Source organism: uncultured Rhodospira sp. (assembly GCF_937138205.1).
GTDB lineage: Bacteria > Pseudomonadota > Alphaproteobacteria > Rhodospirillales > Rhodospirillaceae > Rhodospira.
The window spans coordinates 20,537-43,165 of sequence record NZ_CAKZOT010000049.1; the positions used below are offsets into that span (position 1 = coordinate 20,537).

A 22,629-nucleotide genomic window follows, 5' to 3' on the forward strand; every position below is an offset into this window, starting at 1 on the left:
TTCGGGGCGCCGGTGATGCCGAGTCCTTGTTTTTTGGCCGCAGCGCCCCTTCGGGGCGCGCGGCTCCGCAGCCCCATTTTGGTTAAAGCTGGCATCGCGAAGCAATGCCAGGGGCGCGCCGACAGGGGCGGAGGGATCTCGGGAAAAGGCAAGACGTCAAAGCCCTGCGTTCTGATCACGCGGTCAACTGCGGTTTTTTGGGATTGAACACGCCCGACGGGGCACAGACACCGAACTCTGCCGGCCGGGTCCCAGACCCGGCCGCTTTTTTTTTACCCCACCCGGTGCAGCGCCGTGCCGTGCTCGCGCAGCCAAGCGCGGGCCGGGCCGCGCAGGCCGGGCGCCAGCGTTTCCACATGGCGCCAGAACGCGGGGGAATGGTTCATCTCGCGCAGGTGGGCCACCTCGTGCGCGGTGACGTAGTCGACCACCCACCCCGGCGCCATCACCAGCCGCCAACAGAACGCCAGTCCGCCCGACGGCGAACAACTGCCCCAGCGCGAGCGCGTGTCGCGCAGCGTGATGCGCCCCGGCGTCACCCCCAGGCGCTCGGCGTGGACGGCGACGCGCGCGGCGATCTCCTCTCGCGCCCGTGCCCGCAGCCAGTCGCACACCCGGCGCGGCAAGTGCTCGGCGCGGCCGGACACACAGACCGCCCCGCCCTCGACCCAGACGCCACGCCGTGCGTCCGGGCAATGGCGGATGGTGTGGGGCGTGCCGAGGACCGACACCGTCGCCCCATCGGCCAGCGCCAACGGCGGCGGCAGGCGGTCCAGACGCTCGGCCACCCAGTCCGTCTTGCTGTCCAGGAACCGCCGTGCCGCCTTTTCATGGCGGCGGTGCGGAATGACCAGCACGACGCGGTCGGCGATCACGTCCACCTTCAGGGCGATGCGCCGCGCCCGGGGATTGACGCGCGTGACCACCGGCACCTCGCGCCCGGCCACCTTGACCGGCGGCGCCGGGGACTCGCCCGCCGCGACCGGCGGCGGCCCCGGGACCGCGCGCGAGCGGCCGCCAGCGCCGGGCCTCACAAGTCCTCCCAGTCGATCACGTGGTCCTCCAGGTCATCCACGTCCTGCTCGCTGACGACCCGCCCGCGCACCGAGATCCCGGCGCGATGCACGCTTTCCGGATCGCCGCTGACCAGCGGATGCCACGCCCGCAACGGCTGGCCCTCGGCCAGCAGCCGATAGGCGCAGGTCGACGGCAGCCACTGCAGGCGCCGCACCATCGACGGCACCAGCTTGACGCAGTCGGGCACGTGGTCCCACCGGTTGGCATAGTCCGAACAGCGGCAGGCGTGCAGGTCCAGCAGCGTGCACGCGACGTTGGTAAAGGCCAGCGCGCCTGTGTCCTCGTCCTGCAGCTTGTTGAGGCAGCACTTGCCGCAGCCGTCGCACAGGCTTTCCCACTCGGCGTCGGTCATCTGCCGCAGGGTCTTGCGCTGCCAGAACGGGCGCGCGTCGTCGGCGTCCGCCACCGCTGGCTCCTCGGGGGCGGCGTCATCGGCGCCCTGCCCGGCTCGGAGCAGGTCACGCAGGCGTCTGGCGGCGGCCTTCATGAGACCTCACCGGACCCGATAGGCGAAATCGAGCATGGTCTTGATCCCTTGCGCCGACTCGCCCGGGTCGAGCCCGTGGTTGCGGAAGAACAGCGCCAGCCGGTGCAGGCCGGCCATGTCCCGGGGGCCGGTGGGCGGCATCTGTCCGCCCAGCTTTGCGACGATGGGATAGCTCATGGTGCGCCGGGTGCGATGCTGGTTGGCCCAGAACACCTTGTCGCTGGCCACCTTCTCGAACAGGCGGCCCCAGGCCTGGTTGACCTCGGAGCGCACCGCCTCCACCCGGATGAACACCGAGGACTGCGGGCTACGCGCCCGGTTCAGCAGGTGGTCGACGTCGTAGCCGCTCAGGTCGACGCCATCGAGCTCCGTGTCGTAGGTGGCGGCCAGAAAGGCGGTGTAGGCGCCCCGATACGAGGCATAAGGCGCGCGCACCCACACGCTGGCGTTGGCGTCGGGCGGCCCCGGCCGCTTCACCACCGCCACGTTCTTGAGCGAGCGGCGGCCCAGACGGTCGACGGATGCGCCGGCCCCATGCGTGTCCAGGAACACCAGGCCGGGCAGCGCGTCCACCCGGTCCGCCAGCACCTGGATCAGGGGATCCTTGACCCAGGCCCGGATCAGGGCGTCGTTGCGGCGGCGGATGATGACATGCGTGGGCACGGCCATGGGGTGGTCTCCGGGAACGACGGTACGTCGCTGCATCGCATTCTAGCTTGCCCGACGCATCGGGACTACCGCCGAGTCGTTCCAGCGCAGTCGGCCATCGGCGCCGTGGCCTTCCACAGCCCGTACGTTGCGTTCAATACGCGCGTAACGCGCTCTTCGGCAGCCCGACAAACCAAAAGATGCGGCAGATGGGGGGCGAGGGTGTAGAAGGATGGTAAAACTATTCTTGCCCCCCCTTCGTGAACTGGTAGTGATGCGAAAAATGTTTTTCAATATTTGCAACCTTGTTGGTCAACTCCAACTCGGAGATTCCCATACCCTTAAAAAATATTTTGAGACGCTCCAATCCGTCTTTATCATACTTGTTGCGAGGGGGCATCTGATCACCAAGCTTCGCTGCGATGCTCCATGAAATTATTCTTTTAGATCTAGAATTTGAGACCGAAAAATGGTCTGAGCTTGACACGCGCTCAAAACCACCTCCCCATGCGCGATTAACTCTAGTTTTTACAGCTTCTACCCGAACAAAAACACCCTCTGTTTCTGCCCGCCCTAAGTTGAGTAGATGGTCCACCTCTCTGCCTTCTGGGTCTTTTTTTTCAATTTTAATATTGTATGCTTGCTCCAAAAATTTTCGGTAAGCCGCTCTATATTCCGTATAGTGGCACCCCTTTTTTCCGCATCGGACCCAAATGCTTGCGTTATAGTCTGGGTTTCCTTCACTTTTTAGCATGAACGCATTGTTTAAATCGATGTTTCCTAGTGCCATTATCTTTGGCTTTGAGTTGTGATTGTACAGGGATACGAGGAGCGGAAGTTCAGTCACATCCACCGCCGATACGATCATATTCGAGTTCTGCACCCATTGGCTGATAATGGCGCGGTTGCGCCTAATGACTAAATCCTCAACTTCCTTCGCCATACGTTGAACTCCCCTATGGCTAGACAAGATAATTGCCGACTCAAGGTTATCGGTACCCATATCTCCTACTATAGCGCACCGGCGATGCTCTCGACACTAAGGATTTGCTGCACACCACTTTCATCCCGCGATCAGGTGAATGAACGATCCCGCCACGCGTCCGGCGCGGCGGCCCACCCGCCCCAGGTCGTCCCCGCGTGCGGTGCGGACGCCGAACAGGGCCTCGCCCGGCCCCTCGTCCAGCACGGTGGCGTAGTGGAACTCGTGGCCCCGAAACGCCTGACCGGCCGGGCCGAACGCGGTGGGGCCGAGCGCCGTGGCGTGGCGGTACCCCAGGTGCAGGCGTCGCTGGGCGAAGCTGGTCTCCACCGGCAGCAGGCCCGCCATGGCGTGGCGATGGCCGTCGGCGTCGGTCAGGCCGTGGCCGAGGACCATATAGCCGCCGCACTCGCCGAACACGGCGGCGCCGCGCGCCGCCGCCGCGCGCAGCCCGTCGAGAAAGCGGCCGGCCCCGGCCAGACGGCCGGCGTGCAGTTCCGGGTAGCCGCCGGGCAGCACCACGGCGTCGGCGTCGGCCGCCGGGGCTTCGTCGGCCAGGGGGGAGAACGGCACCACCGCCGCGCCGGCAGCGCGCCATCCGTCCAGAGTCGCCGGGTAGCTGAACGCAAACGCCTCGTCGCGCGCCACGGCGATGCGCTGCCCCGGCGGCGGCAGCGGCACCGGCGGCGTGTTGGGCGGCGGCGGGACCCGGCCCGGCCGCGCCAGCGCCAAGAGCGCGTCCAGGTCGATGTGTCGCGCCGCCAACGCCGCCGCGCCGTCGAGAAAGGCGGCCAAATCCGGGTGCTCGCCCGCCTGCACCAGCCCCAGGTGGCGCGACGGCAGCGTCAGCGCCTCATCGCGCGGCAGGGCGCCCAGCACCGCCACCCCCGGCGCCAGCGCCTTCGTCGCCGCGCGCAGAGTCTCCGCATGGGCCGGCCCGCCGATGCGGGTGAAGATCACGCCGGCCACATCGACGTCCGCCCGCGCGCCCACGAACCCGCGCACCAGCGCCCCGGCCGACGCCGCCATGCCGCGCGCGTCCACCACCAGCACCACCGGCCAGCCCAGGCGGGCGGCCAGCGCCGCCGTCGAGCCGTCGGTCACGGGATCGTGCCCCGGCTGGCCCGGCGCAACGGCGCCGTCCAGCAGGCCCATGACGCCCTCGCACAGGATCACGTCGGCGTTGCGCGACAACCCGGCGGCCAACGCCTCCAGCAGGGGCGGCGCCATGGCCCAGCCATCGAGGTTGACGCAGGCGCCGCCCCTGTTGGAGGCCCTGGCGGCGGCGGCGTGAAAGGCGGGGTCGATGTAGTCCGGGCCGACCTTGGCCGTGGCCACGCGCAGCCCGCGCCGGACCAGGGCTCGGACCAGCGCCAGGGTCATCGTGGTCTTGCCGGAACCACTGGCCGGCGCCGCCAGGATCAGGCCCGGCGTCGGGGCCACCGGCCGTGGAGAGACTTCGGGCCGAGGGTCGGGCATGGCGCGGCCGCTATCGCCGCCGCTGCGGCGGCTTGTGCCCGGGCCGCAGGCGATGGTCGCCGCCGTGGCGGGTGATGGCGTCGCGCAGGGTGTCCATCAGGGCGCGCCCCACCGCGCCGCCGTCCCCCTTGACCTGGTCGCGCACCACCGCGCGGATGGTGTCGATGTGCGCTCGCACGATCGCCACGGTCGCATCGTCGTCAGAGCACCCGGGCGCCGTGGCCTCGAACAGCGACAGGGCCAGGGTTGTCACCAGGGGGTACCCGAACAGGCCACCCTGCCCGCGCAGTTCGTGCGCCAGGCCGTTGATCTCGCGGAACAGCCGCCGGCGCGCCTCCGGCTTGGCCTCGGCCGTCTCGATCATGCGGCCCAGGCGCACCAGGTAGTCCCGCGCCCACACATGGAAATCGAGCGCGACCCGGTCCAACTCCTTCTCGGCCTTCTCCAGCACCGCGACCGGCAGTTCGAACACCACCTGACTGCCCCGGCCCAGCTTTTCCTTCAGCGTGTTGGGCAGATAAAAAATCCAGACATCGGCCTCGCCCGGGTGGTCGTCGATCCGCTCGGCCGAGTAGACGGACTTGACCGGGCGCTTCGGATCGCGCCGCTCGCCCGGTTTGCGGGGCGCGCCCAGGACCTGCCGGCGGCGGTCCGGCCCGAAGTAGTCCCGGGTGAGGATATACGGGCGCGGGTGTTCGATCAGCTCGCGCAGGTGCTCGTAAACCGAGGTGATCGAGAACGGCTTGGCCAGGAACTCGTTCACGCCGAGTTGGCGGCTGGCCTCGACGTACTCCTCGTCGGCGGCGCCGGACAGCATGACGAAGGGCATGAAGCGGTTGGGGCTGTCCTTGTTGGTGCGCACCCACTGCAGCAGCAACAGGCCATTGATGGGCGACATCAACAGGTCGGAGATGATCAAGTCGACGCCCGTGGTGCCGACGGTCTCGGGACGGCGCTTGACCTGCCGCAGGAAGCGGATGGCCTCCTCGCCGTTTTGCGCCTTGTGAATCCGCTCGAACCCCAGATGGTGCAGCACCCGCGCGAGCAGGTTCAGCATGAAGGCGTTGTCCTCGACCAGCAGCAGGGTCAGGTTCTCCAGGCCGCTTTTCATCGCACTCCTCTTACCGTCCGCCACTGACCGTCAGCGTCGTCCCGGTCACATAGGACGCCGCCGGAGACAGCAGCCAGGTCACGGCCTCGGCCACCTCCTCGGCCGTGCCCGCCCGGCCCATGGGCACCAGCGGTCCCAGGCGGGCCACCCGGTCCGGCGCCCCGGCGGCAGCGTGCAGGCCGGTGTCGATCAGGCCGGGGGCGACGCCGTTGACGCGGATGCCCTGGCCGGCGACCTCGCGCGCGAGGCCCACGGTCAGGGAGTCGATGGCCCCCTTGGTGGCCGCGTAATGCACCCACTCGCCGGCCCCGCCCAGGCGGGCCGCGGCCGAGGACATGTTGACGATGGTTCCGCCGTGCCCGCCGCGTGCGGTCGACAGGTGACGCACCGCTTCGCGCGCGCAGAGGATGGCCCCGGTCACGTTGACGGCGATCACCCGCTCCAGATCGGCGCCCGGCAGGTCGGCCAGCGGGCACAGCGGCCCGGTGATGCCGGCGTTGTTGACGAGCCCGCCCAGCGGTCCAAGCCGGGCGATCACGGTGTCGAACAGGGTCACCACCTCCGCCTCGTCGGCCACGTCGGCGTGGATGGCGAGCGCGTGGCCGCCACCCTCGACGAGGCCCTTGGCCACCGTCTCGGCGCCGGCGGCGTCGGCATCGTAGGCGAGGGCCACGGCCCAGCCGTCGCGCGCGGCGCGCCGGGCCACGGCGGCGCCGATGCCCCGGCTGCCGCCGGTGACGATGAGGGCACCCGGATGCGGTCCGGTCGAGGTGCTGGCAGCCATGCGGCGCGGTCCCTTCGCGGCGGGAGGATGGCCCCCCACCATCGCGGAAACAGTCCGGCTTGAAAAGGCGCGCGTGCGTGCGGCCGGTCGGCAACGGGGGTGTTAGCCCGGCGTCACGCCCCGCAGGCGCTCGCCCCGGCGGCGCAGCAGCTCCAGCGTCACCAGCAGCAGCACCGACACACAGATCAGCAGCGTCGCCACCGCCAGGATGGTGGGGCTGATCTGCTCGCGGATGCCGGCCCACATCTGGCGCGGGATGGTGCGTTCCTCGAACCCGGCCAGGAACAGCACCACCACCACCTCGTCAAAGCTGGTGATGAAGGCGAACAGCCCGCCCGAGATCATGCCGGGCAGGATCAGCGGCATGGTGACGTTGAAGAAGGTGAAGGTCGGCGTCGCCCCCAGGCTGCTTGAGGCGCGGATCAGGTTGGTGTCGAAGCCGGACAGGGTGGCGGTCACGGTGATGACGACGAAGGGCGTGCCCAAGGCGGTGTGCGCCAGGATGATGCCGGGCAGGGTCTGGGCCAGGCCGATGTCGGAATAAAAGAAGTACATGCCGGCCGCCGTGATGATCAGCGGCACGATCATGGGCGAGATCAGCAGGCTCATGAACAGGGTGCGGGCCGGCATGTGCGCGCGGCTGAGGCCCAGCGCCGCCAGCGTCCCCAGGCTGGTGGCCAGGATGGTGGCGCTAATCGCGACGATGAAGCTGTTCTTGATCGAATGCAGCCACTGTTCATTTTCGATGATGTCGCGGTACCAGCGCAGGGAATACGCCTCGGGGTTCAGGTTCAACATCCCCTGGGTGAAGGTGAAATAGGGTTCGGCGTTGAACGACAGCGGCACGATCACCAGCAGCGGCATGATCAAAAAGAACAGGATCAGGCCGCAGATCACCCGGAAGGCATAGAACCAGACCCGTTCCAGCGGACTGGCATAGGGCGGCAGCGTGGACATGGCGGGTCTCCTGGCCTATCCGAACCTATCCGAACTTCATCTTGTCGACGCCGATCAACCGGTTGTACAGCCAGTACAGGATCAGCACGCCGATCAGCAGCAGCGAGCCCAGGGCGGCCGCGAGCCCCCAGTTGAGCGACTTCTGCATGTGATAGGCGATGAAGTTGGAGATGAGCTGGCCGGTGCGCCCGCCGACCAAGGCCGGGGTGATGTAGTAGCCGATCGACAGGATGAACACGAGGATCGACCCGGCACCCACCCCGGGCAGCGTCTGCGGCACATAGACCTCGCGGAAGGCCCGGAAGGGCGTCGCCCCCAGGGACCGCGCCGCGCGCATGTGGCTGGGCGAGATGGTCCGCATGACGGAGTAGATCGGCAGCACCATGAACGGCAGCAATATGTGCGTCATGGCGATGATGGTGCCGAACTGGTTGTAGATCATCTGCACCCGGTTCTCGTCGCCGATCAATCCGATCCACACCAGCACGTCGTTGATCACGCCCTCGGTCTGCAACAGCACGATCCATGACGTCGTGCGCACCAGCAGCGAGGTCCAGAACGGCAGCAGCACCAGGATCATCAGGATGTTGGACTGGCGCATGGGCAGCGTGGCCAGCAGGTGGGCCACCGGGAACCCGAGCAGCAGGCACAACGCCGTCACCAGCCCGCTGATCCACAGCGTGCGGCCGAACATCATGACGTAGATCTGTTCGCGCTCGGGCTGCTCGATGATGTTGCCCTGCCAGTCATAGCGCAGGTCGAGCGCGGCCAGGAAAAACGAGAGGGTATAGCGCGGCGACGCCTGCTGGATGATGCCCCACGTCTGCGGCTCGCCCCAGCGCTCGTCGATGGCGATGAAGGTTTCCTTCCACGGCGGCTCGCCGCGCCGGGCGACATTGCGGGCCGTCTGGGTGATCAGGCTGCGCAGGCCGCCCTGCTCGTAGTTCAGGCGCGTGCCGACCTTGGCGATCTCGCGCACCTTGTATTGCTGGATCATTTCCTCGGCGAGCACGGCGAACACCGCCTCGTCGGGCACGCTTTCGCCGTCCCAGGTCTCGTTGAGCAGCGCGACGGTGCGCGGGATCTGCTCCTGCAGCACCGGGTTGTCCACGGCCCGGAACAGCATCATGCCGATGGGGCCGACAAAGGTGACCATGATGAAGGCGAACAGCGGCATGACCAGGGCCAGCGCGATCAGCTTCTGGCGCCGGGTGACGCGGCGCAGCGTCACCTTCAGCGGCACGCCGTCGTTGGTGCGCAGGATGTCGTCGTCGGAGGCGGCGGTGGGCGTGTCGGTCATGGTCGGACCCCTGTCGGGTCGTGGGAAAGCGGGCGTCGGTGTCAGGTGCCATGCCGCCGACGGTCCCGGACCTCCTCCGTGTCAACTCGTAGCCATCAGCGTTGGCGAAAGCCGACCGGAAAAACGAACTGTCATTGCGAACCCTCGTCGAAAGACGAGGGTGAAGCAATCCAGAGCGTAAAGTGCAAATAGCCGCTCTGGATTGCTTCGTCGCTGCGCTCCTCGCAATGACGAGATGGAGAAGCAGTATGTGACTCCAATCGCCGGGATGGAGCGGCGGCGGCGTCATGGCTTCGCGTCGGGAAGCCATGACGTGACGCCCCGGCGCGGTGGCGTCGGATCGCCCGCCGCTACTGCGCCAGCCAGGCGTTGAACCGCTCGTTCATCTCGTCGGCGTGGTCGGCCCACCAGTAGTGATCGACCTGCACGGCGGTCTCGAAGTTCTCCGGCGCCGTCGGCATATGCGGACCCATCTCGATGCCCGCCTCGGCGTGCTTGCCGATCAGCGGCACGGAGGACTGGCGCACCGGGCCGTAGGAGATCCAGGCCGCCTGATCGGCCAGCGGCTGGGTGCCGGTGGCGAACTTGATGAAGTCCCAGGCCAGGTCCTTGTTGGGCGCGCCCTTGGGGATCACGAACAGGTCGATGTAGAACACCTGGCCGTCCCAGATGATCTTGAACGGCTTGTCCTCGACGGCGATGGCGTTGAAGATGCGGCCGTTGTAGGCGCTGGTCATGGACACCTCGCCGTCCGCCAGCATCTGCGGCGGCTGCGCGCCGGCATCCCACCACACGACGTCGTCCTTGATCTTGTCGAGCATGGCGAAGGCGCGGTCCACGCCCTCGGGCGTCGACAGCACGTCGTAGACGTCGCCCGGCGCCACGCCGTCGGCGATCAGGGCGAATTCCAGATTGGCCTTGGCGGTGTTGCTCAGGCCGCGCTTGCCCGGGAAGGTTTCAACGTCGAAGAAGTCGGCCATGGACGACGGCGGATTGTCCGGGAACTGGCTTTCGTCATAGGCGATGGCCGTGGACCAGACGATGTTGCCGACGCCGCAGTCCATCAGCGAGCCGTCGATGAAGTCCTCCTCGGCCGGGGTGCCGTCGGCGGCCGGCGGCAGTTCCTCCAGCGGCAGGATTTCCAGCAGGCCCTCGTCGCACAGGCGCACGGCGTCGGACAGTTCGACGTCGACCACGTCCCAGGTGACATTGCCGGACTCGACCTGCGCCTTCACCGGGGCGACGTTGCCGTCGTAGTCGATGGAGTTGATGTTATGGCCGGTTTCCTCCATCCAGGGCTCGTAATAGGCCTTCACCTGGCTCTTGGTGTAGGCCCCACCCCAGGAGACGACGTTCAGGTCCTCGGCCAGGGCCGGCGACGCGGCACCGGCCAGCGCCAGGGCGCAGGCCGCCGCCAGCGGCGCGCGGAAGCGTTGGGTCGCGGAGATCATTGGATGTGTCCTCCCTGTTCCAGGTTCATGGTGAACGGACTCCGCCCGTGTCGTGGCATTCGGCGGGCGGTCAGGCGTCCAGGGCCCGGCAGTCCTCGGCGTGCCAGCCCACGCGCAGGGCTTGGCCCGCCTGCAGGTGGACATGCCCGGACCAGTTGGGCACCTTGACGATGAAGTCGTCGTGGTCGCCGACCCGCATCCGCGAGCGGATGTGGTCGCCGACGTAGATGACCTCCAGCACCTCGGCGTCGAGGATGTTGGGCATGGTGCCGGGGTCGGGGTTGATCGACACGCGCTCCGGGCGCAGCGAGGCGAGCGTGCGGCTGCCGACGCCGCCGGTCCTGACGTTCAGGGCCTGGATCAGGTCGCCGCTGTCCGCCCGCACGGCGCAGCGGTCGCCGTCCAGCCCCTCGACGTGACCCATCAGCCGGTTGTTCTCGCCGATGAACTGGGCCACGAAGGCGTTGGCCGGGCGCTCGTACAGTGTCGCCGGTTCGTCCAGTTGCTGAATGATGCCGTCGTCGAACACGGCGATGCGGTTCGACATGGTCAGCGCCTCGGTCTGGTCGTGCGTGACGTAGACCATGGTCACGCCCAGGGTTTCGTGAATGTGCTTGAGCTCGTACTGCATCTGCTCGCGCAGGTTCTTGTCCAGCGCGCCCAGGGGCTCGTCGAGCAGCACCAGGCGCGGCTCGAACACCAGCGCGCGGGCCAGGGCGACGCGCTGCTGCTGGCCGCCGGAGAGCTGGCCCGGGCGGCGCCGGCCCAGGTGGCCCAGTTCCACCATGTCCAGCGCGCGCTGGATGCGCCGCTCCATCTCCTCGCGGCCGATGCCGCGCACCCGCAGGGGATAGCCCACGTTCTCCGCCACCGTCATATGCGGGAACAGGGCGTAGTTCTGGAACACCATGCCGATGCCGCGTTTGTGCGGGGGGACATGGGTGATGGGCTGGCCATCGACAAGGATCTGGCCGAAGGTGGGGGATTCGAACCCGGCCAGCATCATCAGGCAGGTGGTCTTGCCCGACCCCGAGGGGCCCAGCAGAGTCAGGAACTCGCCCCTGGCGATGTCGAGATGGAGGTCTTTGACGACCAGCGTTTCGCCGTCATAACTCTTCTGGACGTCCTGGAACCGAACGAACGGATCCTTCGTCTCGGTCATGCCTGTCCCACCCTCTCCCCGGTGATGCGCGATGGGTCCGCGCGGACCCGCGCAGGTCGGTCCGGCCCCGGAACCACGCCATTGGTGGCCCAACGGTAGCACGGGCACACAAAAAGACAACAGGCCAATCCGGCGTCCGCGAAGTAGAATGGCAGAACCCGGTGAAATCATGAATGCGACGGAGTCAGATACCGGGTGGGAACACCGATGCATCCTTTCGAGTGCGCCTCTGAATGCATCGGTGCCGGCGGCAATGCTGCTTGAGTATAAGACCGGGCGTTTGTGGAACCGCTGCCAAGTGTCCGGGGGGCGTCCGTTCAAGCCTTGACTTCGCCGCCGCCGCGCCTGCCCATATCACAGGCACAGTGCCCGAGGATTTGTTATGCAACGCCTCAATTTCATGCAGGTATGGACAGTCCGGACCAAGCGCGGCCTCCTTCGAACGATGGGGGTGCGACACCGCGCCGGCCTCGCCGTCGTGGCCGTGGCGGCCTGGATCGGCCCTGTCGCGGTGGGCGACTCGGGCGCGGGGGCGTGCGACCGCGACCGTCTGGTGGTGGCGCTGGACATCGGCCACACCCCTTCCTCATCCGGCGCCACCAGCGCCCGGGGCCGGCCGGAGCACGCCTTCAACGTCGATCTGGCGCGGCGGGTGCTGGCGCACATGCACGCCGCCGGGCTGGACAAGGCGGCGCTGATCGCCGAGCCCGACGCCGAACCGGACCTGTGGGACCGGCCGCGCCGGGCGGCGGCGCTGGGCGCGCATGTGCTGCTGTCGATCCACCATGACTCGGTGCAACCGCGGTATCTGGAGCACGGCACGCTGGAGGGCCGCCCCGCCCGCTTCAGCCGCCACGCCGCGGGGTATTCCCTGTTCGTTTCCGGCAAGAACCTGTTCTTCGAGCAAAGCCTGGCCGTCGCCCGGGCCATCGGCGGGGCGCTGGGCGAGTGGGGCCTGTCGCCCACCCTGCACCACGCCGAGCCCATCGCCGGCGAGAACCGTCCCCTGCTGGACCGCGACCTGGGGATTTACGACTTCGCCGACCTGGTGGTGCTGAAGGCGGCGGCCATGCCGGCGGTGCTGATTGAGGCCGGGGTGATCGTCCACCCGGAGGAGGAGGCGCGCCTGCGCGACCCCTTCCACCAGGACATCCTCGCCGACGCCATCACCCGGGGCGTGGTCGAGGCGTGCGGTGTGCTGATGGGGGGGTAGGCCTGCGCGCCCCAAACACCCTTCCCATGCGATGCGGTTTGCAAGCCGCGACGGTTGTCCACCCCGTCTCCCGCGAGAGTGTCTCACATTGATTTACGGTCTGTCGCATAGTGCGCTACAGTCTCCGGCATGATCCGGAGCTTCCGGCATAAGGGGCTCAAGGCCCTGTTCCTGGATGGCGCGACGCCGAGGATCGCGCCGGCCCTGCACGCCCGGTGCCTGCCGATCCTGGACGCGCTTGATGCCGCCACCCGGCCCGAGGACATGAACATCCCCGGCTGGAACTTCCATGGTCTCCGGGGATCGCCGAAGCGGTGGTCGGTCCACGTCAACGGGCCGTGGTGTGTGACGTTCGAGTTCGAGGACGGCGACGCCTGGCGTGTCGACCTCGAGAATGATCACTGAAGGAGACGCGCGATGCCCGAGGAGTTGCCCGAGGAACTGATCTTGTCCGGCCGCCCGCGTCGCTGCCCCAGCCACCCCGGGCTGGTCCTGCGCGACACCGTGCTGCCGGCGCTTCGCCTGAGCGTAACGGCCGCCGCCCGGGAACTGGGCGTCTCCCGCCAGACTCTGCACCGCATCCTGGCCGGGGAGGTCGCGGTCACGCCCGCCATGGCGGTCCGTCTCGGCCACTGGTGCGGCAACGGACCGGAGGTTTGGTTGCGGATGCAACAGGCGCACGACCTGTGGATCGCCGCGCGGGACCTGGAAGACGACCTGACCCGCATTCCCCGGCATACCGACGCGGTGGCGTGATCGCCGGACCGGAGCGAAGGAGGCATCCTCACCACCTCCATCACCCGGGGCGTGGGCGAGGCGTGCGGGGTATTGTTGGGGGGTGACGACCACGACCGTGGGGCACCCCTTCAGGTGGGCCGTCGAAAAGTTGCGAACACACGCAAAAGATTTTTTCTCACGAAATACACTTTTCGCGAGGCTTCTTTTCCGCTAACCTCCGCCGATCAACATGAGCCCGGGAGGAACACCGATGCCGAAGTCTCTTGTGGTCCTGTGCGATGGAACCTGGCAGAGCGCCGACCGCGAGTACCCGACCAATGTCCGGCTGTTCTACAATGCGCTGCGAAAGCGCGACCCCGACGGCGCGCTGCAACTGGCCTACTACCAGGACGGCGTGGGGACGGACGGGCTGCTCGACAAGCTGCTCGGGGGCGGCTTCGGCGTCGGACTGTCCGACAACGTCAAGGAGGCCTATCGCTTTGTGGTGGACAACTTCGCCCCGGGCGACCGCCTGTTCCTGCTGGGCTTCAGCCGGGGCGCCTACACCGCCCGAAGCCTGGCGGGGTTCATCGGATACGCCGGGATCCTCAAGCGCGAGGCCTACCGGACCGACCCGTCCTTCTTTGTCGACCTGGTGACGACCGACCGCGCCGAAGCCATCGATGCACTCTATGATCTGTACAAGATTGGCGACGATCGGCCCGACATCGCCGACACCCGGTTCGCCGACGAGGTCCACCGCGAAACGCCGGTGGAGTTTCTCGGGGTCTGGGATACCGTCGGCGCCCTGGGCATTCCGGTGCTGAACCCGGACGCCCCGGTGAACCGGCTGTACCAATTCCACGACGTCACGCTGGGTGGCCACATCAAACGGGCTTACCACGCCGTCTCCATCGACGAGCGGCGCGGCACCTTCCGCGCCACCCTGTGGAAGAAGCGCGACGACGCCCCGGACGATCAGGTGGTCGAGCAGGTCTGGTTCGCCGGCGACCACGGCGGCGTTGGCGGCGGGAACTTCGTCGACGGGCTGTCCAACATCGCTTTTCAGTGGATGTGCGAAAAGGCGATGGCCTGCGGCCTGACGCTGAACACGGCGTCGGACACCCCGGACGGCATCGGCCATCCCGACCGGCAGGGATACATCCTGGATCCGGCGGGGGACGGGCTGCACGGCTTTTTCGCCCGCCTGCCGCAGTATGCCCGCGACGTGATGTACCCGGGATACGCGGGCCAGTCGGTCCACCCGTTGGTCGACAAGAAAATCCAGGAGGACCCGACCTACGAGCCGGAGAACTACACGCCTTCGGCCCCGTGATCATCGGGAAACCGCCCGGGACGGGAGGACACCTCCCGTCCCTCAGTGCCTGCGCCCTACTCTGCCGCGTCGGCCGGCGCGTGCTCCAGCAGCAGATGGACGGCGTGCGTAACAGCCGCGACATCGGCCTCACTGACCGTCACCTCAAGATCACCGTGGACCACCCGATTGCGCAGGTTCTGGACCTCGCGCAATCGCCGTTCCTCGTCCAGCATGAGGTATCCCTCCGAGGCCAGCAATCCGACGAGATGGGCCGGCATCTGCGGCTGCGCCAGGCGCTCGGGCCAGCGCCAGCGCGCCGCCGCCTCCAGCGTCGCCCAAGCTGAGACAAGGGCCATGTCGGGACCCGTGGCGCGAAGGATAGAGTCGATCCGGGCCAAGCGATCCTCGACCGTTCTACGGTCCGTCGCGGTCAGGTCGGGATCCAGACTGTCCGGTGACACCGAGACAAGCTGGTACTCCCACTCGGGATGATCCGCGAGCGCCACCTGTGCCTGCCGAGCCCGCTCCGACAGGTTAACGCCTCCGGGCCGGGCCACGCGCCGCTCCTTGATATCGATCGCCAGGTTTCGACCGGCCTTCATGGCGATCAGATCGGGGCGGACGTTCGCCAGGAACGTCGGCAGAAGGGAGCCGTCGCGACCCGTGAACACCTCGTATCCCTCGTCCTTGAGGCGAGCCGTCACGAGCGCCGTCATGGCCCGTTCCCGATCGCGTCTGCTGTGGTCGCCTGTCATTCCGCCACCTGCCGAAGAGGCTGATCGTCGATTCGGACGTAAAGGATCGGCCGATCCCCTTGCTGGGCTTGCGTGAGGAGGGAACTTGGCTTGAGGAACTGGATGTCATCATCCGGTTCGAACCGCTGAACCAAGAGTCTGGCTACCTGCTTGTCGTCCCTATAGATGTGCCGACTCATGGCATCCAGGATCGGTTTGATGATGTTGTCCAGGTCTCCCGAACCGGATCCATCGGTGAAATAGTACACGGTCACGGCGACCAACGCATCGGTGGCGAAATGCCCCTCGGGCAAGGCGGATCGGCTGGCCTCACGCACAGTGCCCTTCCAGTCGGCCAGGGCATCGCGCCGCGCCGACTGATGTGACGGCGGTGTTCCCAACACAAGAAACTCGACCGGGAACACGATCACCACACCCATGCCCGCAACGTCCCGGCAGCCCCTCATCCTGGAAACGCGAGACTAACAGGTAGCCGCTATCCATGCGAAGGCTGTTCGCAGACCCCCTACTCCGCCGCCATGCTCGGCGCGGGGGTGCGGAAGGTTTCCAGCAATGCGGCCTCCTTGGCCTTGGCGGCGGCGACGTTGGCCTCCAGAACGTGGCCGAAGCCGCGCATGTCCAGCGGCAGGCGGGCGAGGTCGACCGCCACGGCGTGGTTGTCCCGCGTCAGGCCCTCGATCAGCGTGTCGACCAGGGTCCTGTAGTCCGCCGCCAGCCGCCGCTGCATCCGCCGTTCCGCCGTGCGGCCGAAGGGGTCGAGCGGCGTGCCGCGCAGGCCTTTCAGCGCCGCCAGCGCCCGGAACGCCCCGAACACCCACGGGCCGTAGTCGCGCTTCACCAGATGGCCGGTGACCAGATCGCGTTTCGCCAGCAGCGGCGGCGCCATATGGAAGGTCGGGCGCGGCGTGCCCGTGAACCGGTCCTCCAGCATGGCCTTGAACCGGCCGTCGGTGTACAGCCGCGCCACCTCGTATTCGTCTTTGGTGCTCATCAGCTTGAACAGCGCCCGGGCCACGGCGTCGGTCAACGCGGTCTCGCCCGCGCCCATCACCCGCGCCTCGGCGGCGCGCACGCGCGCCACGGCCTTGCGGTAGCGTTTCGCATACCGACCGGTCTGGTAAGCCCGCAGCGACGCCGCGCGCCGGTCGATGGCCTCGTCGAGGGAGTCCGACAGCCGCCGGTCGCCCGCTGTCTCCGCCTCGGGTCCCACCAGGGCCAACACCCGGTCGGGGTGTTCGGCCATGCGCCGGCCCCACAGGAAGGCATCCAGGTTGGCCTGCACCGCCGCGCCGTTCAGCGCCACCGCCCGTTCCAACGCGGCCCGGCCGATGGGGATCAGCCCTGCCTGCCACGCGTACCCGACCATGAACAGGTTGGCGGCGATGCTGTCGCCCAGCAGAGCCGTGGCAATGCGCGTGGCGTCGACATACCGCGCCTCCTTCGCCGCGTCGGCGATGGTCTCGCGCAGCCGCCGGTCCGGATAGGCCAGGTCCGGGTGTTGCGTGAAGTCGGCCGTCATCACCTGTTGCGCGTTCATCACCGCCACCGTCAGGCGCCGGCGCATCTTGGCCAGCACGTCCGCGCCCGCCGCCGTGACCATGTCGCAGCCCAGCAGCAGGTTGGTGTTGCCGGCGGCGATGCGCACGGCGTGGATGTCCTCCGGGGCGCGCGCGAGCCGCACATGACTGACCACCGCCCCGTTCTTCTGCGCCAGCCCCGTCTGGTCGAGCACCGACACACCCTTGCCCTCCAGTTGCGCGGCCATGCCGAGGATGGCGCCGATGGTCACGACGCCGGTACCGCCGATCCCCGTGATCAGGATGTCATAGGGCACGGCCTGGGTGATGTCCGTGGCCGGCTCGGGCAGCGGCGGGAAGGCGTCGACGCCGCCCAGGGCGCTGGCCCGCGCGCTGGCCCGTTTCGGGGTGGCACCGGAGACGGTGACGAAGCTGGGGCAGAAGCCTTTGACGCAGGAGAGGTCCTTGTTGCAGGTGGACTGGTCGATGGCCCGCTTGCGGCCGAACTCGGTCTCCACCGGCACGATGGACACGCAGTTGGACTGCACGCCGCAGTCGCCGCAGCCCTCGCACACCGCCTCGTTGATCACCACGCGGACGTCGGGGTCCTCCATCAGGCCGCGTTTGCGGCGACGCCGCTTCTCGGCGGCGCAGACCTGGTCATAGATCAGCACGGTCACGCCCTTGATCTGGCGCAGGTCCCGCTGCACCGCGTCCATCTCGTCGCGGGGGTGCACGGTGGCGCAGGCGGGCAGGTCGGCGTCGGCGTGCCGGACCGGGTCGTCGGCGACGATGGCGATGCGCTTCGCCCCCTCGCCCTCCATCTGGCGAGCGATCTGCGGCACGGTCAGGGTGCCGTCCACCGCCTGCCCGCCGGTCATGGCCACGGCGTCGTTGTACAGCACCTTGTAGGTGACATTGACCCCGGCGGCCACGGCCTGCCGGATGGCCAGCGAACCCGAGTGAAAGTACGTGCCGTCGCCGATGTTGACGAACACGTGCTCCATTTCGGTGAAGGGTGACAGGCCGACCCAACTCGCCCCCTCGCCGCCCATGTGGGTGAAGGTGCGGGTGTTCCGCTCCGGCATCCAGGTGACCATGTAGTGGCAGCCGATGCCGGCCAGCCCGACGCTGCCCTCGGGCACCTTGGTCGACGTGTTGTGCGGACAGCCGGAGCAGTAGTACGGCAGGCGCTTGGTGGGCGCCGTCTTTTCCGACAGCTCCGCCTCCTTGCGCTCCAGCCAGGCGAGGCGCTGTTCCATGGTGTCCAACGTGACGAACCGGCGCAGTTGCCCGGCGATGGCGCGGGCCACCATGGCCGGCGTCAGTTCCCCGTGCGACGGCAGCACGACCGCGCCCGTCTCGTCGAACTTGCCCACGACACGCGGCCGCACGTCCTCGCGCCAGTTGTAGAGCTGTTCCTTGAGCTGGTTCTCGATCAGGGCGCGCTTTTCCTCGACCACCAGGATCTCGTCCAGGCCCTCGGCGAAGCGGCGGATGCCCTCGCGCTCCAACGGCCAGGGCATCCCCACCTTGTACAGCCGCAGGCCGAAGTCGCGGGCGATCTGTTCCGTGATGCCCAGGTCGGCCAGCGCCTGGCGCACGTCCTTGTAGGTCTTGCCGGAGGCGACCAGGCCCAGGCGCGGCTGCGGGCTGTCGAAGACAACACGGTCGAGCCGGTTGGCGCGGGCGAAGGCCAGCGCGGCGTAGATCTTGTGCCGCATCAGCCGCTGTTCCTGGGCCAGCGGGGTATCGGGCCAGCGGATGTGCACGCCGTCCGGGGGGAAATTGAAGTCGGTCGGTGTGACGATCTCCAAGGCCAACGGATCGACGTCGACCGACCCGCCGCTGTCGCACATCTCGCTGATGGCCTTCATGGACACCCACAGGCCGGCGAAGCGGCTCATGGCGATGCCGAGAAGGCCGAAATCGACCACTTCGTCGACGCCGGCCGGGTTGAGCACCGGAATATGGGCGCCGGCCAGGGCGTGTTCCGACTGATGCGCGATGGTCGAGGACTTGGCGGCGTGGTCGTCGCCGGCGATCACCAGCACGCCGCCGTGCGGCGCCGTGCCGGCCATGTTGGCGTGCTTGAACACGTCGCCGCTGCGGTCGACACCCGGCCCCTTGCCGTACCAGAGGCCGAACACGCCGTCGACCTTGGCGCCCTCGAACAGGCCGGTCTGTTGGGTGCCCCAGATGGCGGTGGCGGCCAGGTCCTCGTTGACGCCCGGCTGGAAGCGGATGTTATCGGCGTCGAGGTAGGTCCGCGCCCGCCACAGCTCCTTGTCATAGGCGCCCAGGGGGGAGCCGCGATAGCCGCTGATGAACCCGCCCGTGGTCAGCCCGGCGGCCTTGTCCCGCTGGCGCTGGGCCAGGGGCAGGCGGGTCAGCGCCTGAATGCCGGTCAGGTACACCCGGCCGCGCTCCAGGCGGTACTTGTCGTCCAGGGTGACCTGGTCCAGGGGCAAAGGGGCGAGATGCGTCATGACGGAGCCTCCGGGCGGCGTAGGGCGGCCACAGGGGATATGTGGGGACGCCAAACGGGCCGGGCCAATCCCAAAGCCGCATGTCCAACCTTGGGGCTCAGTCTAACGCCGATCGGGTTGGCGCGCAAATGGGGCAGCAGAGCTGACGTTTTTGCGGCACAGCAGGGCAATCGGGTGAACGACGCCTGTGGGAGCGAAAATCCGCATGAGTGGTATATTAAGCACCAAAGACACGCACTCCGTCATTGCGAGGAACGAAGTGACGAAGCAATCCAGGGCGACTACATCATGAACAAGCCCTGGATTGCTTCGCCGGCGTCCAAAGACGCCGGCTCGCAATGACGGGTTTTGTGCGGGCCTCTCGCCCAGCCCGTAGGGTGCGTCTGACCGCCGCGAACGCGGCGGGCGACGCACCGCCTCGCGGCCGTCGCGGCCATCCGGTGCGTCGTCGGCGGCGTCGCCGCCTCCAGACGCACCCTACGACGGCTGCGAACAGGATCATGACTCGTCATTGCGAACCCTCGTCGCAAGACGAGGATGAAGCAATCCAGGGCGTAGGACACCAGTATTCGCCCTGGATTGCCCCAGTTTTGGTTTTTGGGCCTCGCTCCTCGCAATGACGAGAATAAGTGAAGATGTGTGAATCGGATAGCCCCGCCCCCCCACGGGCAGAGGCGCGCAACTCCCGTCGCGCCGATCCCGCCCGTCGCCCTCACGCCGCCTCGACGAACCCGGCCACCACGGTCTTGCGGCCGGCCTTTTCGAAGTCCACGGCCAGTTTGCCGCCGTCGTTGGACAGCACCTGGCCGTAGCCGAACTTCTGGTGAAACACCCGCTGGCCGACCGTGATGTCCGCGCCTTCGCCGGAGCGGTCGCGCGCCTTCCAGCCGCCGGTGCCGGGGGACACCCCACGCCCGCCATTCCCGGTCCCGTTCAGCGTCCGCCGCGCGTGGCGCGTGCCCCAGCCGCCCGGCTCCTCGGCGAAGCCGGCGGTGACGGCGCCGTACAGGCCGGTGTCGCTCGCCTTCTCAACGAACGTGTCCGGCAGTTCGTCCACGAAGCGGCTGGGCAGCGAGGCCTGCCAGTTGTTGAAGATGCGCCGGTTGGCGGCGAACGAGATGAACGCCCGCTTGCGCGCCCGCGTCAGGCCGACGTAGGCGAGGCGGCGTTCCTCCTCCAGCGAGGCCTGGCCGCCTTCCTCCAGCGCGCGGCGGTGGGGGAACAGGTCCTCCTCCCAGCCCGGCAGGAACACCACGTCGAACTCCAGCCCCTTGGCGGCGTGCAGGGTCATCAGGGTGACCCCGGCGGCCGCGCCCTTGCTCTCGGTCTCCATCACCAGGGCGATGTGCTCCAGAAAGGCGTCCAGGGTCTCGAACTCGGCCACCGCGCCGACCAGTTCCTCCAGGTTCTCCACCCGGCCGGGGGCGTCGGGGCTCTTGTCGGCCTTCCACATCGCCGCGTAGCCGGACTCCTCCAGGATGGTGGCGCACAGCTCGGCCGGCGGCATCCCGCCCAGCAGTCCGCGCCAGCGGTCGACGTCTTCCACGAAGCCGGCCAGGGCCTTTTTCGCGCGCGGCTTCAGGTCGTCGCCGGCCACCAGCTCTCGCGCCGCCGCCAGCAGCGAGACCCCGTCGGCACGCGCCAGTTTCTGCACCAGTTGCACGCTGGCCTCGCCCAGGCCGCGCTTGGGCGTGTTGACGATGCGTTCGAACGCGAGGTCGTCGTCCGGCTGCGCCACCAGCCGCAGGTAGGCCAGGGCGTCGCGGATCTCCAGGCGCTCGTAGAAGCGCGGGCCGCCGATCACTTGATACGGCACGCCGCAGGTCATCAACCGGTCCTCGAACTCGCGCATCTGGAAGGTGGCGCGGACGAGAATGGCGGTGCCGGCGGCGGGCAACCCCTCGTGTCCCAGGGCCTCGATCTCCTCCACCACCCAGCGCGCCTCGGCCTCGCCGTCCCACAGGCCGCGCACCTTGACCGGCGGCGTGTCGGGGTCGTTGGCGTTGGCCCCGGCGGCGATCAGGTCCTTGCCCAGGCGGCCGGCGTTGTGGCGGATCAGGCCCGACGCCGCCCCCAGGATGGGCGAGGCGGAGCGGTAGTTGCGCTCCAGGCGGATGACAGCCGCGCCCGGGTAGTCGGTCTCGAAGCGCAGGATGTTGCCGACCTCCGCCCCGCGCCAAGAGTAGATCGACTGGTCGTCGTCGCCGACGCAGCACAGGTTCTTGTGCCGCGCCGCCAGCAGACGCAGCCACAGATACTGGGCGACGTTGGTGTCCTGGTACTCGTCGACCAGGATGTAGTCGAAGCGGTTTTGATACTGCTCGGCCACGTCGGGGTGTTTTTGCAGGATCCCCAGGGTGTGCAGCAGCAGATCGCCGAAGTCGCAGGCATTGAGTTCCAGCAACCGCGCCTGATAGCGGACGTACAGGTCGCGGGCGCGGCGGCCGGCGGCGCTCTTCACGTCGTCGTCGGGCACGCGGTCGGGGGTGAGGCCGCGATCCTTCCAGCGCTGGATGCGGCCCATCAGGCCCTTGGGCGGCTCGCGCTTGGGGTCGATGTTGGCGTCCGCCATGAGTTGCTTCAGCAGACGAAGCTGGTCATCGGCGTCCAGGATCGTGAACCCGTCGCGCAGCCCGACCAGTCCGGCGTGCCGGCGCAGAATCTTCAGGCTCAAGGCGTGGAAGGTGCCGAGCCAGACGGTCTCCGCCACCGGGCCGATCATCGAGCCGAGTCGTTCCCGCATTTCACGGGCCGCCCGGTTGGTGAAGGTCACCGCCAGCACCCGCCACGGCCGCGTCAGGCGTTGGTGCAGGATGTAGGCGACACGGGTCGTCAGCACCCGCGTCTTGCCCGTGCCGGCACCGGACAGCACCAGGACCGGGCCTTCCGTGGCCTCGACCGCGCGCCGCTGCTCCGGGTTCAGGTCGGACAGCCAGGGCGGCGGTGGGGCGTCCGCCGGGGCCGGTCCGGGGGTCGGATCCTCCGGGGACTCGTCGGTCAGGTCGAAGGGGTCGATCATGGCGGTCCCCGAGGGCTGAGGGCGGACGGCGGCGACATATGGTACAGGATTTTAAGGCTTCCACTATATCGAGGCCGGCCCGAGCGGGCAACCGTCGAACCCGGCGGCGGCAGGGCAATCGGGTGAATTAGGGCGTGACAACGCGCGAAAGTTCTGAATCGAT

General features: G+C 68.1%; 19 protein-coding genes. 4 read left to right on the plus strand and 15 right to left on the minus strand.

Translation table 11 applies throughout. The features are described from left to right. Positions 1 to 272: 272 nt before the first annotated feature. The 11 genes from Q0309_RS06445 to Q0309_RS06495 all read right to left on the minus strand — a co-directional run bounded on the left by Q0309_RS06445 (position 273) and on the right by Q0309_RS06495 (position 11,438). Complete coding sequence (locus tag Q0309_RS06445) at positions 273 to 1,034, minus strand: M48 family metallopeptidase (RefSeq protein WP_299438676.1); 762 nt, start codon at positions 1,032 to 1,034, stop codon at positions 273 to 275. Then, positions 1,031 to 1,564, minus strand: coding sequence for a YcgN family cysteine cluster protein (locus Q0309_RS06450; protein ID WP_299438679.1), 534 nt, complete (start codon positions 1,562 to 1,564; stop codon positions 1,031 to 1,033). The genes Q0309_RS06445 and Q0309_RS06450 overlap by 4 nt, the downstream gene beginning before the upstream one ends. A gap of 6 nt (positions 1,565 to 1,570) precedes the next feature. Continuing rightward, the gene (locus Q0309_RS06455; RefSeq protein ID WP_299438681.1) at positions 1,571 to 2,233 is read right to left on the minus strand and encodes a hypothetical protein; all 663 of its coding nucleotides are present in this window, start codon (positions 2,231 to 2,233) and stop codon (positions 1,571 to 1,573) included. A 220-nt stretch (positions 2,234 to 2,453) separates the two neighbouring features. Further along, a complete protein-coding gene (locus Q0309_RS06460; protein WP_299438683.1) occupies positions 2,454 to 3,155 on the minus strand; it encodes a hypothetical protein in 702 nt (233 codons plus the stop codon). 120 nt (positions 3,156 to 3,275) lie between these two features. Further along, entirely contained in the window at positions 3,276 to 4,673 is a 1,398-nt protein-coding gene (locus Q0309_RS06465; protein WP_299438685.1) for a cobyrinate a,c-diamide synthase, read from the minus strand. A gap of 10 nt (positions 4,674 to 4,683) precedes the next feature. Beyond that, positions 4,684 to 5,784, minus strand: coding sequence for a response regulator (locus Q0309_RS06470; protein WP_299438687.1), 1,101 nt, complete (start codon positions 5,782 to 5,784; stop codon positions 4,684 to 4,686). A 10-nt stretch (positions 5,785 to 5,794) separates the two neighbouring features. After that, entirely contained in the window at positions 5,795 to 6,568 is a 774-nt protein-coding gene (locus Q0309_RS06475) for an SDR family oxidoreductase (protein WP_299438689.1), read from the minus strand. A 102-nt stretch (positions 6,569 to 6,670) separates the two neighbouring features. Next, entirely contained in the window at positions 6,671 to 7,525 is an 855-nt protein-coding gene (locus tag Q0309_RS06480) for an ABC transporter permease (RefSeq protein WP_299438691.1), read from the minus strand. Between the two features lie 25 nt (positions 7,526 to 7,550). Next, a complete protein-coding gene (locus Q0309_RS06485; protein ID WP_299438693.1) occupies positions 7,551 to 8,825 on the minus strand; it encodes an ABC transporter permease in 1,275 nt (424 codons plus the stop codon). Positions 8,826 to 9,175: 350 nt separating this feature from the next. Continuing rightward, entirely contained in the window at positions 9,176 to 10,276 is a 1,101-nt protein-coding gene (locus Q0309_RS06490) for an ABC transporter substrate-binding protein (protein ID WP_299438695.1), read from the minus strand. A 70-nt stretch (positions 10,277 to 10,346) separates the two neighbouring features. Beyond that, a complete protein-coding gene (locus Q0309_RS06495) occupies positions 10,347 to 11,438 on the minus strand; it encodes an ABC transporter ATP-binding protein (protein WP_299438697.1) in 1,092 nt (363 codons plus the stop codon). Positions 11,439 to 11,889: 451 nt separating this feature from the next. Between Q0309_RS06495 and Q0309_RS06500 the strand changes: the two genes are divergently transcribed. The 4 genes from Q0309_RS06500 (at position 11,890) to Q0309_RS06515 (ending at position 14,704) form a co-directional block, all read left to right on the plus strand. Continuing rightward, entirely contained in the window at positions 11,890 to 12,651 is a 762-nt protein-coding gene (locus Q0309_RS06500; RefSeq protein WP_299438699.1) for an N-acetylmuramoyl-L-alanine amidase, read from the plus strand. A gap of 129 nt (positions 12,652 to 12,780) precedes the next feature. Further along, on the plus strand, positions 12,781 to 13,056 hold the full coding sequence (locus Q0309_RS06505) for a type II toxin-antitoxin system RelE/ParE family toxin (protein WP_299438701.1): 276 nt from the start codon (positions 12,781 to 12,783) through the stop codon (positions 13,054 to 13,056). 12 nt (positions 13,057 to 13,068) lie between these two features. Further along, positions 13,069 to 13,407, plus strand: a complete 339-nt coding sequence (locus Q0309_RS06510) for a HigA family addiction module antitoxin (RefSeq protein WP_299438703.1) — start codon at positions 13,069 to 13,071, stop codon at positions 13,405 to 13,407. Between the two features lie 232 nt (positions 13,408 to 13,639). Further along, positions 13,640 to 14,704 carry a DUF2235 domain-containing protein gene (locus Q0309_RS06515; protein ID WP_299438705.1) on the plus strand — a complete coding sequence of 355 codons (1,065 nt, stop codon included), beginning with the start codon at positions 13,640 to 13,642 and terminating at the stop codon, positions 14,702 to 14,704. Between the two features lie 56 nt (positions 14,705 to 14,760). Here Q0309_RS06515 and Q0309_RS06520 read toward each other — a convergent pair whose 3' ends face one another. From Q0309_RS06520 to Q0309_RS06535, 4 genes are all read right to left on the minus strand, one after another. After that, positions 14,761 to 15,402, minus strand: coding sequence for a hypothetical protein (locus tag Q0309_RS06520; protein ID WP_299438707.1), 642 nt, complete (start codon positions 15,400 to 15,402; stop codon positions 14,761 to 14,763). Positions 15,403 to 15,437: 35 nt separating this feature from the next. Continuing rightward, the gene (locus Q0309_RS06525; RefSeq protein ID WP_299438709.1) at positions 15,438 to 15,860 is read right to left on the minus strand and encodes a RusA family crossover junction endodeoxyribonuclease; all 423 of its coding nucleotides are present in this window, start codon (positions 15,858 to 15,860) and stop codon (positions 15,438 to 15,440) included. 86 nt (positions 15,861 to 15,946) lie between these two features. Next, positions 15,947 to 19,447, minus strand: a complete 3,501-nt coding sequence (locus Q0309_RS06530) for an indolepyruvate ferredoxin oxidoreductase family protein (RefSeq protein WP_299438712.1) — start codon at positions 19,445 to 19,447, stop codon at positions 15,947 to 15,949. A 712-nt stretch (positions 19,448 to 20,159) separates the two neighbouring features. Further along, the gene (locus Q0309_RS06535; protein ID WP_299438714.1) at positions 20,160 to 22,466 is read right to left on the minus strand and encodes a UvrD-helicase domain-containing protein; all 2,307 of its coding nucleotides are present in this window, start codon (positions 22,464 to 22,466) and stop codon (positions 20,160 to 20,162) included. Positions 22,467 to 22,629 lie beyond the last annotated feature (163 nt).